The 17,178-nt window shown below is 71.3% G+C and carries 12 protein-coding genes; 6 read left to right on the plus strand and 6 right to left on the minus strand.

Annotated features, from left to right (window positions below; translation table 11 throughout):
* Window positions 1-94: 94 nt before the first annotated feature.
* A complete protein-coding gene (locus ABEB03_RS42620; RefSeq protein ID WP_345658457.1) occupies window positions 95-883 on the minus strand; it encodes an IclR family transcriptional regulator in 789 nt (262 codons plus the stop codon).
* Between the two features lie 104 nt (window positions 884-987).
* On the opposite strand from ABEB03_RS42620, the gene ABEB03_RS42625 reads away from it, so the two are divergent.
* The 4 genes from ABEB03_RS42625 to paaK all read left to right on the plus strand — a co-directional run bounded on the left by ABEB03_RS42625 (window position 988) and on the right by paaK (window position 6,259).
* Entirely contained in the window at window positions 988-1,950 is a 963-nt protein-coding gene (locus ABEB03_RS42625; RefSeq protein WP_345658459.1) for a 5-dehydro-4-deoxyglucarate dehydratase, read from the plus strand.
* Between the two features lie 82 nt (window positions 1,951-2,032).
* The gene (locus ABEB03_RS42630; protein WP_345658460.1) at window positions 2,033-3,370 is read left to right on the plus strand and encodes a gluconate:H+ symporter; all 1,338 of its coding nucleotides are present in this window, start codon (window positions 2,033-2,035) and stop codon (window positions 3,368-3,370) included.
* A 51-nt stretch (window positions 3,371-3,421) separates the two neighbouring features.
* Window positions 3,422-4,759, plus strand: a complete 1,338-nt coding sequence (locus ABEB03_RS42635; RefSeq protein ID WP_345658461.1) for an enolase C-terminal domain-like protein — start codon at window positions 3,422-3,424, stop codon at window positions 4,757-4,759.
* Between the two features lie 186 nt (window positions 4,760-4,945).
* Complete coding sequence (gene paaK / locus ABEB03_RS42640) at window positions 4,946-6,259, plus strand: phenylacetate--CoA ligase PaaK (RefSeq protein WP_345658462.1); 1,314 nt, start codon at window positions 4,946-4,948, stop codon at window positions 6,257-6,259.
* 133 nt (window positions 6,260-6,392) lie between these two features.
* Here the strand turns inward: paaK and ABEB03_RS42645 are convergent, their stop codons facing one another.
* Window positions 6,393-7,892 (minus strand): acyl-CoA synthetase, encoded by a 1,500-nt coding sequence (locus ABEB03_RS42645; RefSeq protein WP_345658463.1) that lies wholly within the window; start codon window positions 7,890-7,892, stop codon window positions 6,393-6,395.
* A gap of 176 nt (window positions 7,893-8,068) precedes the next feature.
* Here ABEB03_RS42645 and ABEB03_RS42650 point away from each other — a divergent pair, with 176 nt between their 5' ends.
* Window positions 8,069-10,522, plus strand: coding sequence for a penicillin acylase family protein (locus ABEB03_RS42650; RefSeq protein WP_345658464.1), 2,454 nt, complete (start codon window positions 8,069-8,071; stop codon window positions 10,520-10,522).
* A gap of 58 nt (window positions 10,523-10,580) precedes the next feature.
* On the opposite strand, the gene ABEB03_RS42655 is transcribed toward ABEB03_RS42650, so the two are convergent.
* The 4 genes from ABEB03_RS42655 to ABEB03_RS42670 all read right to left on the minus strand — a co-directional run bounded on the left by ABEB03_RS42655 (window position 10,581) and on the right by ABEB03_RS42670 (window position 15,195).
* Complete coding sequence (locus tag ABEB03_RS42655) at window positions 10,581-11,447, minus strand: RNA polymerase sigma-70 factor (protein WP_095932306.1); 867 nt, start codon at window positions 11,445-11,447, stop codon at window positions 10,581-10,583.
* A 48-nt stretch (window positions 11,448-11,495) separates the two neighbouring features.
* On the minus strand, window positions 11,496-12,416 hold the full coding sequence (locus tag ABEB03_RS42660) for an NAD-dependent epimerase/dehydratase family protein (protein WP_345658465.1): 921 nt from the start codon (window positions 12,414-12,416) through the stop codon (window positions 11,496-11,498).
* 119 nt (window positions 12,417-12,535) lie between these two features.
* A complete protein-coding gene (locus ABEB03_RS42665; protein ID WP_345658466.1) occupies window positions 12,536-14,086 on the minus strand; it encodes an acyl-CoA synthetase in 1,551 nt (516 codons plus the stop codon).
* Window positions 14,083-15,195 (minus strand): nitronate monooxygenase, encoded by a 1,113-nt coding sequence (locus ABEB03_RS42670; protein ID WP_345658467.1) that lies wholly within the window; start codon window positions 15,193-15,195, stop codon window positions 14,083-14,085. Before ABEB03_RS42670 ends, ABEB03_RS42665 begins: the two co-directional genes overlap by 4 nt.
* 168 nt (window positions 15,196-15,363) lie before the next feature.
* Between ABEB03_RS42670 and ABEB03_RS42675 the strand changes: the two genes are divergently transcribed.
* Window positions 15,364-17,151 (plus strand): serine hydrolase, encoded by a 1,788-nt coding sequence (locus tag ABEB03_RS42675; RefSeq protein ID WP_345658468.1) that lies wholly within the window; start codon window positions 15,364-15,366, stop codon window positions 17,149-17,151.
* Window positions 17,152-17,178 lie beyond the last annotated feature (27 nt).

The raw sequence follows: 17,178 nt of genomic DNA on the forward strand, positions 1-17,178 counted from the left end.
GCACTTTCAGGCTAGCAACCACCATGCATTCATGGCCCCTTGTCGGCACAGACGCCAGGGCGAACCGTCTTCGGCGAGGAGCGGCGCGGCCCGGTCACCGCCAGTCCGGAGCCCCCGAAGCGGGCGGCAGCAGTGCTTCGATCTTCGATCGTATCTCCCCCATGACGGAGACGACGAGGACCTCGTGGTCCGCGGTCAGCCGGTCAAGGGGGACGGAGCAGCTGATGGCGTCGACGGCCGGGGTGTCGTAGCGCAGGGCGAAGCCGAAGCCCGCGATGCCGGGGACGGTCTCCTCCAGGTCGACGGAGTGGCCGCGCTCGCGCACCGCCGCGAGATCGGCGAGCAGCGCGGTGCGGTCCGTGCGGGTGTTCTCGGTGAGGGCCGCCAGCGGTCCGGTGGGCAAGGGGAGCGCGTCGTCGGGGCGTTCGGCGAGGAGCGCCTTGCCGAGGGCGTTGGCGTGGGCGGGGATCCGCCGGCCGACGCGGCTGATGGTGCGCGCGTACTCATGGGACTCGCGGGTCGCGAGGTAGACGACGTCGGAGCCGTCGAGCCGCGCCATGTGGATGGTTTCTCCGAGGGCGTCCGAGGCCTCGTCGAGGTAGGGGCGGACCATCCGCACCCGGCGGTCGCTGTCGAGATAGCTGGTGCCCGTGAGCAGGGCCCGGATGCCGATGCCGTAGAGGGATCCGGTGGTGTCCGTGCGCACCCAGCCGCAGTCGACGAGTGTCCTGAGCAGCTGGTACATGCTGCTGCGCGGCACGCCCAGTTCCTCGGCCAACTCGTCCAGGCGTGAGGGGTGGTCGCCCCGGTCGGCCAGCAGTTCCAGCAACGCGACCGTGCGGGCCGCCGACTTCACCCCGCGGATCCCTGCGCTCTCCGGCATGGGCCCCATCGTAAATCCGCGTCGCCTCACCCATTGACCTTCGTGGTTCACGAACCTAGCCTCCATCCTCATACATGGACGCCATCTGCATATGAGGATGAGAGATGACAGGGTTCAGCGTGGAGGCCGAAGCCGTGGCGCAGCGACTGCGGGACGGCATGGCGGGCGGAGTGCTCTCCTTCCCGCTTACGAGCTTCCGGGAGGACGGCGACCTCGACCCGGAGGCGTACCGGGCCTATCTGACGGACCAGTTGGCCGCCGGACCGGGTGCGGTGTTCCCCGCCTGCGGGACCGGTGAGTTCAGCGCGCTGGACGAGGACGAGTACCGCACGGTCATCGAGATCACCGTCGAGGTCGCCGACGGCCGGCTCCCCGTCGTCGCCGGCATCGGCTACGGGTGGGCCCAGGCACGGCGGTTCGCCAAGATCGCCGAGGAGGCGGGCGCGGACGCCGCGCTCGTCCTGCCGCACTACCTGGTCGAAGCCCCGCAGGACGGCCTGGTCGAGCAGCTGCGCCGCATCGCCGCCGGCACCCGGCTGCCGCTCATCGCGTACCAGCGCGGCCCGGTCGCCTTCACCCCCGAGGGTCTGCGCCGGATCGCCGGTATCCCGACGGTCATCGGCCTGAAGGACGGGCACTGCGACCTCGACCGGCTGCAGCGGCTGACGCTCGCCGCCCCCGACGGCTTCCTTTTCTTCAACGGCGCGGCCACCGCCGAGATCCAGGCCCGGGCGTACGCCACCGTCGGCGTCCCCGCCTACTCGTCCGCGGTGCACGCCTTCGCGCCGGAGATCGCGAGTGCCTTCTTCACCGCTCTGCGGGACGGCGACGAGACGACCCTCACCGACCTGCTGCGCGACTTCTACATCCCGCTCGTCGAACTGCGCGACCGCGTGCCCGGATACGCCGTGTCACTCGTCAAGGCCGCCGCCCGGCTGCGCGGCCTCCCGGTCGGCGCCGTGCGCGCGCCGCTCACCGACCCCGGCCCGGCCGACCTCGCCGAGCTGGAGCGGATCCTCGACGCCGGTCTCCATCTCGTCGAGGCGGTGCGCCGACCGGCCCGGTGACCCCGCGCGGCCCGGACAGGACCCGGGCCGCCCCCAGATGTACCCGGCAGCCCGACCCACAGTTCAAAGGGGAACTGACTTCATGCCTCTGCTCGTAGTCGGAATCAGCGTGCTGATTCTGCTGCTCCTGATGACGAAGCTGCGACTGAACGGCTTCGCCGCCCTCCTCCTCGTGGCCGTCGGTGTCGGCGTCGTCCGCGGCATCCCGCTGGAGAAGATCCCCGACGTCCTGTCGGAGGGCATCGGGGGCCAGATCGGCGACACGATGCTCACCATCGGGCTCGGCGCCATGGTCGGCCGCGTCATGGGTGACTCCGGTGCCGCACAGCGCATCGCCGGCCGGCTTCTCGACGCGTTCGGCCCGCGCTGGGTCCAGGTGGCCATGGTGGTCACCTCGATGCTGATCGGCGTGACCATGTTCTACGAGGTCGCGTTCATCATCATCGTGCCGATCGCGTTCACGCTGGTGAGGGTCACCGGGGCGAAGCTGCTCTGGGTCGGGCTGCCGATGTCCATCGCGCTGTCCACCATGCACAGCTTCCTGCCGCCGCACCCCGGTCCCACCGCCGTGGCCTCCACCTTCCACGCGTCGATCGGGCTGACGCTGTTCTACGGCCTGTTCATCGCCGTACCGGCCGGCGCCCTCGTCTCGCTCGTCTGGCCGCGCCTGCCGTTCGTCCGGGCGATGGACCCGGCGATCCCGCAGGGCCTGGTCAGTGAGCGTGAGTTCACCGACCAGGAGATGCCCGGCCTCGGCTGGTCGCTGTCCGTGGCCCTGTTCCCCGTCGTCCTGATCGCCGGTGCCGCGGTGACCGACCTCGCGACCTCCGCCCAGACGCCCTTCCTGCACTTCGTCGCGTTCGTCGGCTCGGCGCCGATCGCCCTCCTGCTGACCCTGCTCCTCGCCGTGTGGGCGTTCGGACCGCGGATCGGCCGCAGTCTCGACGAGGTGAGCGCCTCCTGCACCTCCGCCGCGAAGGCCATGGCGATGATCCTCCTGGTCATCGGCGCGGGCGGCGCCTTCAAGAACGTGCTCGTCGAAGGCGGGATATCCGACTACATCAAGGACGCCACCGCGCACTGGTCGATCTCGCCGATCGTCCTCGCCTGGCTGATCGCCGTCATCCTGCGCATCGCGCTCGGCTCGGCCACGGTCGCCGTGGTCACGGCCTCCGGCGTGGTGCTGCCGCTGCTGGCCGGAAGCGGGACGCACCCGGAGATGATGGTGCTCGCCGTCTCCTGCGGCTCGATCGCCTTCTCCCACGTCAACGATCCCGGCTTCTGGCTGTTCAAGGAGTACTTCAACCTGTCCGTCATCGACGCGATCAAGGTCCGGACCACCTACACGACGGTGCTCGCGGTGCTCGGCCTCGGCGGTGTCCTGGCCGTCGAGTGGGCGCTGGACGTACTCAGCCTCTGACCTCTCCCTCATTACCCCCCAGCCCGTATCGCCCCGTATGCAAGGATTCCGATGAGAACGAGCCAGCAGCCGACCGTCACCGAGTTCTCCGTCTATCCCGTCGCCGGACGGGACTGCATGGAGCTGAACCTGTCGGGCGCCCACGGCCCCTACTTCACCCGCAACGTGGTCGTCCTCAAGGACTCCGAGGGCCGTACGGGTCTCGGCGAGGTGCCCGGCGGCGAGAAGATCACACGGACGCTGCGCGATGCCGCGCCGCTCGTCGTCGGTTCCGGGGTGGGCGACTACAAGCGCGTCCTGCGGGAGATCGGGAACCGCTTCGCGGACCGCGACGCCGGCGGGCGCGGCACCCAGACCTTCGATCTGCGCACCACCGTGCACGCGGTCACCGCCGTCGAGTCGGCGCTGCTCGACCTGCTGGGCCAGCACCTGGACGTGCCGGTCGCGGCGCTGCTCGGCGATGGGCAGCAGCGCGACTCCGTGCGGGTCCTGGGCTACCTCTTCTACGTCGGCGACCCGGACCGCACCGATCTGGACTACGTCCGCGAGCCCACTTCCGACGTGGACTGGTACCGGGTCCGGCACGAGGAGGCCCTCACCCCCGGGGCGATCGTCCGGCAGGCCGAGGCCGCGTACGACCTGTACGGCTTCCGGGACTTCAAGCTCAAGGGCGGTGTCCTGGAGGGCGCCGAGGAGGTCAAGGCCGTGCGGGCCCTCAAGGACCGCTTCCCCGAGGCCCGGATCACGCTGGACCCCAACGGCGCGTGGTCGCTGCGCGAGGCCGTCGAGCTGTGCGCTCCGCTGGTCGGCACGCTCGCCTACGCGGAGGACCCCTGCGGGGCCGAGGGCGGCTACTCCGGGCGCGAGATCCTCGCCGAGTTCCGCCGGGCCACCGGACTGCCGACCGCGACGAACATGATCGCCACCGACTGGCGGCAGCTGACGCACGCCCTGGCCCTCCAGTCCGTCTCCATTCCGCTGGCCGACCCGCACTTCTGGACCATGCAGGGCTCGGTCCGGGTGGCCCAGCTGTGCAATGCCATGGGCCTGACCTGGGGCTGCCACTCGAACAACCACTTCGACATCTCGCTCGCCATGGTCACGCACTGCGGGGCGGCGGCGCCGGGCGAGTACAACGCGCTCGACACCCACTGGATCTGGCAGGAGGGCCTGGAACGGCTCACCGTCGAGCCGCCGCGCATCACCGGCGGCGAGATCGCCGTCCCCGACGCCCCCGGCCTGGGCGTCAGCCTCGACATGGACCGCCTGCTCGCGGCCCACGAGCTCTACCGGGAGAAGGCCCTGGGCGCCCGCGACGACGCCGTCGGCATGCGCTACCTCGTCCCGGACTGGCAGTTCGACCCGAAGCGCCCCTGCCTGGTGCGCTAGCCACCTGCCGCGCGGCACCCCGGCCGCCACCAGAGCGCGGCGGCCGGGCCGCGCGGGCCCCTGAGCGCGAGAAAATCCGGGCCACCCCCTTGTCCGAGCACCGGTGAGCCTGAATTACTGATCCCGAACACATCGACCGAATGATCGGTCGCCCGGAATGATGCGGTTGGTGAGGGAGGAGTCCCCATGGCGGATTCCACGGGACCGAAGGACCTGCTGGACGCGGGCGAGCAGCTGGACGCGGACGGGCTGCGGGCGCTCCAACTGGAGCGGATGCGGGCGTCGCTGCGGCACGCGTACGAGAACGTGCCGTTCTACCGGGAGTCCTTCGACAAGGCGGGGGTCCGCCCGGACGACTGCCGTTCGCTCGCCGACCTGGCGCGCTTCCCGTTCACCACGAAGGCCGACCTGCGCGCGAACTACCCGTACGGGATGTTCGCCGTCCCGCAGGACCGGATCAGGCGGCTGCACGCGTCGAGCGGCACGACCGGACGGCCGACGGTGGTCGGTTACACGGAGAACGACCTGTCGATGTGGGCCGACATGGTGGCCCGCTCCATCCGCGCGGCCGGCGGCCGGCCCGGCGACAAGGCGCACATCGCCTACGGCTACGGACTCTTCACCGGCGGCCTCGGCGCCCACTACGGCGCCGAACGGCTCGGCTGCACGGTCATCCCCGCCTCCGGAGGCATGACCGCACGCCAGGTCCAGCTCATCCAGGACCTGAAGCCCGAGATCATCATGGTGACGCCCTCCTACATGCTGACGCTGCTCGACGAGTTCGAGCGGCAGGGCGTCGACCCGCGCGGCACCTCGCTGCGCGTGGGCATCTTCGGCGCGGAGCCCTGGACCGAGGAGATGCGGCGCGAGATCGAGGAGCGCTTCGCGATCGACGCGGTCGACATCTACGGCCTGTCGGAGGTGATCGGCCCTGGGGTCGCCCAGGAGTGCGTGGACACCAAGGACGGGCTGCACATCTGGGAGGACCACTTCTATCCGGAGGTCGTCGACCCGATCACCGGTGAGGTGCTCCCGGACGGCGAGGAGGGCGAGCTGGTCTTCACCTCGCTCACCAAGGAGGCCATGCCCGTCATCCGTTACCGCACAAGGGACTTGACGCGCCTGCTGCCCGGCACGGCACGGGTCTTCCGGCGCATGGAGAAGATCACCGGCCGCAGCGACGACATGGTGATCCTCCGCGGGGTCAACCTCTTCCCCACGCAGATCGAGGAGATCGTGCTGCGCACACCGGGGGTGGCGCCGCACTTCCAGCTGCGGCTGACCCGGGAGGGCCGCCTCGACGCGCTCACCGTGCGGGCCGAGGCGCGCGCCGGCGCCACCCCCGAGATCCGCGACGCCGCGGCGCGGGCGATCAAGGCGGCGGTGAAGGACGGGATCGGTGTGTCGGTCTCGGTCGAGATCGTCGAACCGGAGTCGCTGGAACGGTCGGTGGGCAAGATCAAGCGGATCATGGACCTGCGGGAACTCCGGACGCCGTGAGCCACGGGCCGCTGAGGCCTGTCCGGCGGTTCACGGCGTCGCCGGGCGGGTGCGATCCGTCGCCGAGCAGGCGGGAATTGTCGCCGGACGGGCGGGAGTCGTCGCCGGGCGGGCGGGAACCGCCTGACAGGACCTAGTCCTCGCCGAAGCGGTCCCGCAGCTCCCGTTTGAGGATCTTCCCGCTGGCGTTGCGCGGCAGCTCGTCCACGAACAGGACCCTCTTCGGTGCCTTGAAGTGGGCGAGCTTCTCGCGTGCGTGGGCGAGGAGTTCGGATTCGGTGACCTCGCCGCGGGCGACGACCACGGCGGTGACGGCCTCGATCCAGCGCTCGTCGGGCAGCCCGATCACGGCGACCTCGGCGACCTTCTCGTGCGTGTACAGCGCGTCCTCGACCTGCCGTGAGGCGACCAGTACGCCACCGGAGTTGATGACGTCCTTCACCCGGTCGACGACGGTGAAGTAGCCGTCGGCGTCGCGCACGGCGAGGTCCCCCGAATGGAACCAGCCGTCGCGGAAGGCCTCCGCGGTCTCCTCCGGCTTGTCCCAGTAGCCCTCGCACAACTGCGGTGAGCGGTAGACGACTTCGCCCGGCGTCCCGTCCGGCACGTCCTTGCCGTCCTCGTCGACCACCCGCGCGTCCACGAACAGCACGGTGCGTCCGCAGGAGTCCAGCCGCCCCTTGTGCTCGTCGGGGCCTAGGACGGTGGCCAGCGGTCCGATCTCGCTCTGGCCGAAGCAGTTGTAGAAGGCCAGCTTCGGCAGTCGTTCGCGCAGCCGCTCCAGGACGGGCACCGGCATGATCGACGCGCCGTAGTACGCCTTGCGCAGTCCGCCGAGGTCGCGGGTCGCGAAGTCGGGCCGGTTCGCCAGGCCGATCCACACGGTGGGCGGTGCGAACAGGCTGTCCGCGCGGCCGGCCTCGATCAGGTCGAAGAGGCGGTCGCCGTCGGGCGCGTCGAGGATGATGTTCGACGCGCCGACCGCGAGGTACGGGAGCAGGAAGACGTGCATCTGCGCCGAGTGGTAGAGCGGCAGCGAGTGCACGGGCCGGTCCCCCGCGCTCAGGTCGAGGGCCGTGATCGCGCTCAGGTACTCGTGCACCAGGGCGCGGTGCGTCATCATCGCGCCCTTGGGCAGGGCGGTGGTGCCCGAGGTGTAGAGCAGCTGCACGAGCGTGTCGCCGCGCGGCTCGTCGCCGTCGTACGGGACGGCCGAGTCCAACCGGGCGAGCAATGAGTCGTCGGCGTCCCGCAGCGCCAGGGTGCGCACGCCGTCGGGGAGCCGGTTTGCGAGGTCCGGGTCGGCCAGGACCAGGGTGCTGCCGGACTGCCCGACGATGTAGGCGAGGTCGTCGCCGGTCAGGTTCTGGTTGACCGGGACGTGCACGAGTCCGGCGCGGGCGCAGGCGAGGAAGCCGATCAGGTACGCGTCGGAGTTGTGTCCGTAGGCGCCGACCCGGTCGCCGGGGGTGAGCCCCTGTCCGAGGAGCACGCTCGCCGCACGGGAGACCGCGTCGTCGAGTTCCGCGTACGTCCACGAGCGCTCGCGGTAGTCGACCGCTGTGCGTGCCGGGGTGCGCCGGGCGCTGCGGCGCAGCACCCCGTCAACCGTGCTGCCCTGTCCTGGCGTCATGACACATGATCCTCGGTCCGCGGCACGAGGGAGGTCAAGACGAAGGCGCCGGGGTCTCGTCCGGATGCCCGGCGGCGCGCGGCCCGCGCAGCGGGATCGCGACGGAACCCCTCTCCGGACGACATACCCATTGGTACGCTCAACCGCCCTTTCCGCCAATGATGTTGGGAGGCACGATGCGCACCCGCCTGAGACGGTTCGTGGTCACGGCCGTCGCCCTGCTCACCGCCTCGGCCACGCTGCCCGCGGCCGCGGCCGAGCGGCAGGACCGTCAAGAACATCCCTCGCACGGCGGCCTGTCGGCCGTGATCCGCTACACCGAGTACGGCATCCCGCACATCGTCGCGAAGGACTACGCGAACCTCGGCTTCGGCACCGGCTGGGCGCAGGCCGCCGACCAGGTGTGCACCCTCGCCGACGGTTTCGTGACGCTGCGCGGGGAGCGCTCCCGCTACTTCGGTCCCGACGCGGCGCCGGACGGTTCGCTGTCCTCGGCGGCCAAGAACCTCTCCAGCGACCTGTACTTCCGTGGTGTCCGGGAGGCGGGCACGGTGGAGAAGCTGCTCGCGGAACCCGCGCCGCGGGGGCCCGGGCGGGACGCCAAGGATCTGATGCGCGGCTGGGCGGCCGGCTACAACGCCTGGCTCGCTCAGAACCGCGTCACCGATCCCGCGTGCCGGGGCGCCGACTGGGTCCGCCCGGTGACACAACTGGACGTGGCCGCACGGGGCTTCGCCCTGGCCGTGCTGGGCGGCCAGGGCCGGGGCATCGACGGCATCACCGCCGCGCAGCCGCCCGCGACGGCACCCGCCGGCACGGCCGCCCCGCAGGAGACGGGCAGCGCGTCCGCGTCCGGGACCACCGGGACCCCGAACGCACAGGCCACCGCCCGGGCCGCCCGGGAGCTCTTCGACAACGCCGACATGGGGTCCAACGCGGTCGCCTTCAGCGGTGCCACGACGGCCGACGGCCGGGGCCTGCTGCTGGGCAACCCGCACTACCCCTGGCAGGGCGGCCGTCGCTTCTGGCAGATGCAGCAGACCATCCCGGGGCGGCTGGACGTCCAGGGCGGGGCCCTGCTCGGTTCGGCGACGATATCCATCGGCCACACCGCCCGCGTCGCGTGGAGCCACACCGTCGCGACGGGCGTCACCCTCAACCTCCACCAGCTCACGCTGGATCCGGCCGATCCGACGTCGTACCTGGTGGACGGCACGTCGGAGCGGATGACACGGCGGAGTGTCACCGTGGCCGTGAAGGACGGCGCGCCCGTGACGCGCACCCAGTGGTGGACGCGGTACGGCCCGGTCGTCACCTCGCTCGGCTCCCAACTGCCGCTGCCCTGGACGTCCACCACGGCGTACGCGCTGGGCGACCCGAACGCGGCCAACCTCCGCGCCTCGGACACCGCGCTCGGCTTCGCCAAGGCCCGCGACACGGCCGGCGTGCTCGCCGCTCTGCGGCGCACCCAGGGGCTGCCCTGGGTGAACACGATCGCCGCCGACTCGGGCGGGCACTCGCTGTTCACCCAGTCCCAGGTGATCCCCCGCATCACCGACGACCTGGCGCAGCGCTGCTCGACCCCGCTCGGCAAGGTCACCTATCCGTCGTCCGGTGTCGCGGTCCTCGACGGCTCGCGCGGGGACTGCGCGCTGGGCAGTGACCCGGACGCCGTGCAGCCCGGGATCTTCGGACCGGCGAAGATGCCGGTGCTGCGGGACGCGCCGTACGCGGAGAACTCCAACGACAGCGCCTGGCTGGCCAACGCGGACCGGCCGGTGACCGGGTACGAGCGGGTCTTCGGCACGATCGGCACGCAGCGGTCGATGCGCACGCGCGGCGCGGTCGAGGACGTGGCGGCGATGGCGGGCCGTGGCCGGCTGACCGTACGGGATCTGCAGGCGCATCAGTTCGCGAACCGGGTGCCGGCGGGTGATCTGGCCGCGGACGACGTGGCGCGCGCGTGTGCCGCGCTGCCGGGCGGCACGGCGACCGGCAGCGACGGCAGGGCCGTCGACGTGACCGAGGCGTGCGGTGTGCTCGCGGCATGGGACCACTCCATGGACACGGGCAGCCGCGGCGCGCTGTTCTTCGACCGGTTCTGGCGGAAGCTGACGGCCGCCGTACCGGCCGCGCAGTTGTGGAAGGTGCCGTTCTCGGCGGCGGATCCGGTCCGTACCCCGAACACGCTGAACACCGGCGCGGCCGGCTTCGCCACGGCTCTCGCGGACACTGTGACGGAGTTGGGCGCGGCGGGTATCTCTCCGGACGAGAAGCTCGGTGCGCACCAGTTCGTCGTGCGCGGTGGCGAGCGCATCCCGGTGCCGGGCGGCACCGAGTCGCTCGGGGTGTGGAACAAGGTCGAGCCGGTGTGGAACCCGGCGGCCGGTGGGTACACCGAGGTCACCACCGGGTCGTCGTACATCCAGGCCGTCGGGTGGGACGGCAGCCGCTGCCCGGTCGCGCGCACGCTGCTGACGTACTCGCAGTCGTCGAACCCGAACTCGCCGCACTACAGCGATCAGACGCGGCTGTTCTCGGGTGAGCGCTGGGTCACGTCGCGGTTCTGCGAGAAGGACATCCTGTCCTCGCCGGGCCTCAGGGTGGTCCGGGTCGGCGAGCGCCGCTGACGCCTCGCACGGGGCCCCACCCTCCACGGGTGGGGCCCCGTGCGTCAGGACCGCCGGTTCACCGGCCCACGTGGCCCAGCTTCTCGGGGTTGAGGACGGCGTAGACCCCGTCGATGCGTCCGTCCTGCACGGAAATGGTGACGACCTGTTCGATGCCGTCGACCGCGAGCGCGAGGGCGGGGGCGCCGTTGGCGTCGACGACACGTGCCTCGCCGAACGGATAGCGGGCGACCAGTCCGGCGATGAACGCGACCACGTGGTCGCGGCCCACGACCGGGCGCAGCGCCGCCCTGACCTTGCCGCCGCCGTCGTTCCAGGCGATCACGTCCTCGGCCAGCAGATCGGTCAGGCCGCTCAGGTCACCGCTCTGCGCGGCCTCCAGGAAGCTCGCCAGCAGTTTGGCGTGGTCGTCCTCGGCGAGGGCGAACTTGTCGCGTCCCGAGGTGACCCGTCGGCTCGCGCGGTGGTGCATCTGACGGCAGTTCGAGGCGGTCGTGTCCAGGATGCGCGCGATCTCGTCGTAGGGCAGGTCGAAGGCCTCCCGCAGGACGAACACCGCGCGCTCCGGCGGTGACAGACGTTCCATCAGATGCACGGTCGCGTAGGCCACCGTGTCGCGCAGCTCGGCGGTGTCGAGCGGGCCGAGCGCTCCCGTCGCGACGGGCTCGGGGAGCCAGGGCCCGGTGTACGCCTCGCGGGTGACGCGGGCCGAGCGCAATTGGTCCAGGGCGAGGCGGGTGACGACCGTGATGAGGAAGGCCCGTGGTTCGCGGACGTCCGCCCGGTCGGTGCCGGTCCAGCGGAGGTAGGCGTCCTGGACGACGTCCTCGGCGTCCCACATGCTGCCGAGCAGCCGGTAGGCGAGGCCGAGCAGCAGCGGGCGGTACGCCTCGAACTGCTCGGTCGCCTGCTCCGGAGTCTCCAACTCCTCATTCCTTTCCTGCGGTTCGGCGTACGGCCGGCTCCCTGCCGATCAGCGCCCGGCCGTCACACCATTCAACTCGGCGGCGAACCCGGCGCGCCAGGAGGCGTACCTCGGCCGCCAGTCGAGGGTGAGCACGGCGCGCGCGTTGTCGGCGCCGCGCAGCCCGTTCATGAACGCCACGCCCCAGCTGCCGACGGCGAGCCGGGCGAGTGCCGCGGGTGCCTTCTTGGGCTCCTTGGCGCCGAGCATCCGGGCCAGCTCGGGCAGCCACTCGTGCAATGGCACCGGGGTGTCGTCGACGATGTTCAACGGGCCGCTGGCGGGCTTGTCGAGTGCGGCGATCACCGCGGTGGCGGCGTCGTGGGTGTGGGTGAAGGAGAACACCGAGTTCCCGCCGCCGACCAGCGGCACCTTCCCGGCCGAGACCTGCTGCACGAAGGACCCGTCGGAGGCGTAGACGGTGCCGGGCCCGTAGAGGTGTCCGAAGCGCAGGACCGTGCCGCCCGCGTCGGCGGTGCGCAGCTCCAGCTCCTTGAGCGCCTCCAGGACCGGGACGAACTGCTTCGGCGGGCGCTGCCACAGGGGGGCGTCCTCGTCGGCGGCGCCCTGTCCGGCCGGGTCGTAGGCGTAGGCCAGGCCCTGGGCGACGATCTTCTTGACGCCCGCGTCGTGGGCGGCCTCGTACAGGTTGCGGGTGCCCTCGGTGCGCAGCCGGTTGGTCAGGGCGAAGTCGCGGGCGAGGTGGCGCGGGTCGATGGCGGCCGGGATGGCGGTGAGCATGTTCACGACCGCGTCGGGGGCCGCCTCGCGCACCGCCTTGTGCAGCGACGAGCGGTCCAGGGCGTCGGCGGCGACGGTGCCCTCGCCGGGGGTGCGGGAGAGGGCCACCACCTCGTGTCCGACCGAGGCGAGCAGCGGGACGAGCGCCCGTCCGATGACTCCGGTGGCTCCGGCGACGAGTACGCGCATGGGAATTCATCTCCTGAATGTCGGGCCCCCGGGCGGTCCGGGGAGCAGCTCCCGGGGGCGTTTCGGCATCAGGACGGGCGAGTGCGTCTCCACGTGACAGGTCGCGAATGTGACCTGCGTCACACTGCCCGGGTGCGGCCCTCCCAGTAGGGGTCCCGCAGGCGCCGCTTGTACAGCTTTCCGTTGGGATCACGCGGCATGACCTCGATGAAGTCCACGCTCTTGGGACGCTTGTACCCGGCGAGCCGCTGCTCGCAGTGGGCGAGGATCTCCGCGGCGAGCGCCGGGCCCGGTTCATGGCCCGGTGCGGGCTCCACCACGGCCTTCACCTCCTCGCCCCAGTCGTCGTGCGGGATGCCGAAGGCGGCCGCGTCGGCTACGGCGGGGTGGGTGAGCAGCGCGGACTCGATCTCGGCCGGGTAGATGTTGACCCCGCCCGAGATGATCATGTCGATCTTGCGGTCGCGGAGGAAGAGGTACCCGTCCTCGTCGAGATATCCGAGGTCACCGACGGTGAAGAAGTCTCCGATGCGGTTCTTCCTCGTCTTGGCCTCGTCCTTGTGGTACGAGAATCCACCGGTGCTCATCTTCATGTACACGGTGCCGAGTTCGCCCGGCGGCAGCTCCTTGCCGTCGTCGTCGAAGACGGCGAGTTCGCTGATGGGCCAGGCCTTGCCGACCGTGCCGGGCTTCTTGAGCCAGTCCTCGGCGGTCGCGAAGGCGCCTCCGCCCTCGCTCGCCGCGTAGTACTCCTCGACACTGTGGCCCCACCACTCGATCATGGCCCGTTTCACGTGGTCGGGGCACGGGGCGGCGCCGTGGATCGCGTGCCGCATCGACGACACGTCGTAGCGCGCCCGCACCTCCTGCGGCAGCGCCAGCAGCCGGTGGAACTGGGTGGGGACCGTGTGGGTGTGGGTGCACCGCTGGGCGTCGATGACGCGCAGCATCTCCTCGGGCGTCCATTTGTCCATCAGCGCCAGCCGGTGCCCGATGTGCAGGGAAGCGCCGGCGAACTGGAGCACCGCGGTGTGGTAGAGCGGCGAGCAGACCAGGTGCACGTTTCCGTCGAACGGCTTGATGCCGAAGATGGCGAGGAAGCCGCCGAGGTACGACTCCTCGGGGAGTTTGCCGGGCAGCGGGCGCCGGATGCCGCGCGGGCGTCCCGTGGTGCCCGAGGTGTAGTTCATGACCCAGCCGAGGGTGCGGTCGGCGGGCGGTGACACGGGCTGCCCGTCGAGGAGTTCGGTGTACGGCCGGAAGCCTTCGACCGCGCCCACGGCGTAGCGGTGCGACGCCGGGAGCCCGGCCTCGTCGGCGGCCCTCCGGGCGGCGTCCCCGAACCGTTGGTGTGCGATGAGGACCTTGGCACCGGAGTCGGAGACGATCCAGGCGATCTCGGGGCCGACCAGGTGGTGGTTGACGGGGACGAGGTAGAGGCCCGCCTGGGACGCGGCGAGGTAGGCGACGAAGAACTCGGCGCAGTTGGGCAGGACGACCGCGAAGGCGTCGCCGCGTTCGAGGCCGGCGGCGCGCAGTCCGTGGACGAGCCGGTTGGCCTCGTCGTGCAGCCGCCCCGCCGTCCACTCTTCTCCGTCCGGCGCGACGAGCGCCGTGCGCCCGGGGTCGGCGGCGGCCTGGGCCCAGAATCCGTTCGGCGGTGTGTTCACGCGCGCTCCTCCCTGCCCGCGATGCGGTTGATGCGGTCGACGGCCCTCTCGAAACCCCGCGTCAGGTCGTCGAACACGGCCTGGACGCTGCGTTCGCTGTTCATCCGGCCGACGATCTGTCCGACCGGTGTGCCGAGCAGCGGCTCCACCTCGTACTTCTGGATGCGCGAGAGCGCCTCGGCCACCAGCAGCCCCTGGAGCGGCATGGGCAGCGTCCCGGGTCCGTCCGGGGAGTCCCAGGCGTCGGTCCACTCGGTACGCAGCTGGCGGGCCGGTTTGCCGGTCAGCGCGCGGGAGCGGACGGTGTCGCCGGACCCGGCCGCCAGCAGTTTGCGGGTGACGGCACGCGAGTGCATCTCGGCCTCGGTGACGGTCAGCCACAGCGAGCCGAGCCATACGCCCTGGGCCCCCAGGCTGAGCGCCGCGGCGACCTGCTGTCCGCTGCCTATCCCGCCCGCGGCCAGGACGGGCAACGGATCTACGGCGTCCACGACTTCGGGCGTCAGCACCATCGAGGCGATCTCCCCGGTGTGCCCGCCGGCCTCGTAGCCCTGCGCCACGACGATGTCGATGCCCGCGTCGGCGTGCTTGCGGGCGTGGCGGGCGCTGCCCGCCAGGGCCGCGACCAGGACCGAGCGGTCATGGGCGCGCTCGACGACGTCGGCGGGCGGTGAACCCAGCGCGTTGGCGAGGAGTTTGATCGGGTAGTCGAAGGCGACGTCGAGCTGGCCGCGGGCGACCTGCTCCATCCAGCCGGTGATGCGCCATCCGGACGCCTCGCCCTCCGCGAGCTCGGGCACGCCGTATTTGGCGAGGGTGTCCTCGACGTACTGGCGATGGCTTTCGGGGATCATCGCCTCGACCTCGGCCTCGGTGACGCCTTCCACCTTCTTCGCGGGCATGACCACGTCGAGGCCGTAGGGCATGCCTCCGACGTGCGCCTCGATCCAGTCGAGGTCGCGGGCGAGTTCGTCCGGTGCGGTGTAGCGGACCGCGCCGAGCACCCCGAATCCGCCCGCGCGGCTGATGGCCGCGGCGACGGCGGGAAACGGCGTGAAGCCGAAGATGGCGTGCTCGACTCCCAGTCTCTTGCTCAGCTCCGTCTGCATGGGCGCAGGATGCCGCAGTCCTCCGGACGAGGGAAGGCCTTTTCTGATGCTCCGTCAGATTTCTTCACGCCTCTCCGCGAGGGTTGACACGAGCACGTCTGACAGGAAAGTTTCACTCCGCACACTGGGTCCGGAAAGATACTTTCAGGCGACGCGGGAGGCAGCTCGATGACCGAAGGCGCTGAGGAAAGAGCGGACGGCGGGCTGACCCGTCGTCAATGGGGCCGCGCCGTACTGGCCGTGGGCGGGGCGCTGGCCCTCGCCCCGCTCCCCGCAGGCCCTGCGGTGGCCGCACAGGGGAAGGGGCATCGCACGACGCTGCGCCACGGCAGCGCCCGGGAGGCGGGCCTGCTCGGCGACCATCTGGATCAACTGGTCACGGACGCCGAGGCGTTCCTCGCGCCCTCGCCCCGACACCCCTGGTACGCCGGCGCGGTGCTCCTCGCCGGACGCGGCTCGACCGTGGCCCTGCACAGGCCGATCGGCATGGCCGTGCGCTACTCGGCGTACGACGACAAGACGGACACCGGCGTGGAGTTCCCGCCGGACCAGCAGATCCCGGCCGCCGAGGACACCGTCTACGACCTCGCCTCCGTGTCGAAACTGTTCACCTCCATCCTCGCGGTGCAGCAGATGGAGCGCGGCGCGCTGGAGCTGGAGGCGACCGTCGCCTCGTATCTCCCCGAGTTCGCGGGCGGCGGCAAGCAGGACGTGACCATCCGTCAGCTCCTCACGCACACCTCCGGATTCCGCGCCTGGATCCCGCTCTACAACGCGCCGACGCGCGAGGGAAAACTCAAGCTCATCTGGGACGAGAAGCCCCTCAACGCGCCCGGCACCGTCTACCTCTACTCCGACCTGAACCTGATCTCGCTCCAGCTGGTCCTGGAGAAGATCACCGGCCGCGCCCTCGACGTGCTCCTGCACGACGAGATCACCGCGCCGCTGGGCATGAGCCGCACCCGCTACAACCCGCCCGCCTCCTGGAAGCCGCGGATCGCCGCCACCGAGGACGCACGGCTTCCCTGGTCGGGGCTGAACCGCGGCCTCGTGTGGGGCGAGGTGCACGACGAGAACGCCTACTCCCTCGGCGGAGTGGCGGGGCACGCGGGTGTGTTCTCCTGCGCCTGGGACCTCGCGGTCCTCGGCCGGACACTGCTGAACGGCGGCGCGTACGGCAAGGCCCGCATCCTGCGGCAGGAGACCGTCGACCTGATGTTCACGGACTTCAACACGGCCTTCCCCGGCGACGAGCACGGCCTCGGCTTCGAGCTCTACCAGCACTGGTACATGGGCGCGATGGCCACCCCGCGCACGGCGGGCCACACCGGCTTCACCGGCACCTCGATCGTCCTCGACCCGACGACCGACTCCTTCCTCGTCGTCCTCGGCAACTCCGTGCACCCGGTGCGCACCTGGCGATCCGGTTCCGCTCCCCGGGTCGCCGCCGCGACCAACCTGGCACGGGCCGTGCCGGTCCGCCCCGCGCGCGGGCGTACATCCTGGTTCTCCGGTACGGCGAACGCCACGACGGCCACACTGGCCCTGCCCCCGCTCGACACCGCAGCGGGCCCCGCCCGCCTGCACTGCGCCCTGTGGTGGGACACCGAACCGCAGTCGGACCTCCTCTTCCTGGAGTCCTCGACCGACGACGGAGCCACCTGGCAGCCGGTGCCGTTCACCACGGCGGCGCCCGGTAAGGAGCCTCAGGAGCATCCGGCCGGTACGGCCACCGGCTGGTCCGGGCGGGTGTGGCACCGGCTCGTCGCCCCGCTGCCGCAGACGCCACGGCTCACGCTGCGCTGGCGGTACGCGACCGACCGCCTGTACGTCGGACGCGGCGCGTACGTCGACGGCCAGCGGGTCGAGAGCGGCGACCGTGTCTTCTTCGACGAGGCACGCCCGGCGGACGCCGCCCGGATCGAGGCGGTCGGCTGGGTGGCGTCCCGGGACTGACAGCTCACGGGTGACGGCTGTGCCGGC

The organism is Streptomyces siamensis (assembly GCF_039543605.1).
Lineage (GTDB): Bacteria > Actinomycetota > Actinomycetes > Streptomycetales > Streptomycetaceae > Streptomyces > Streptomyces siamensis.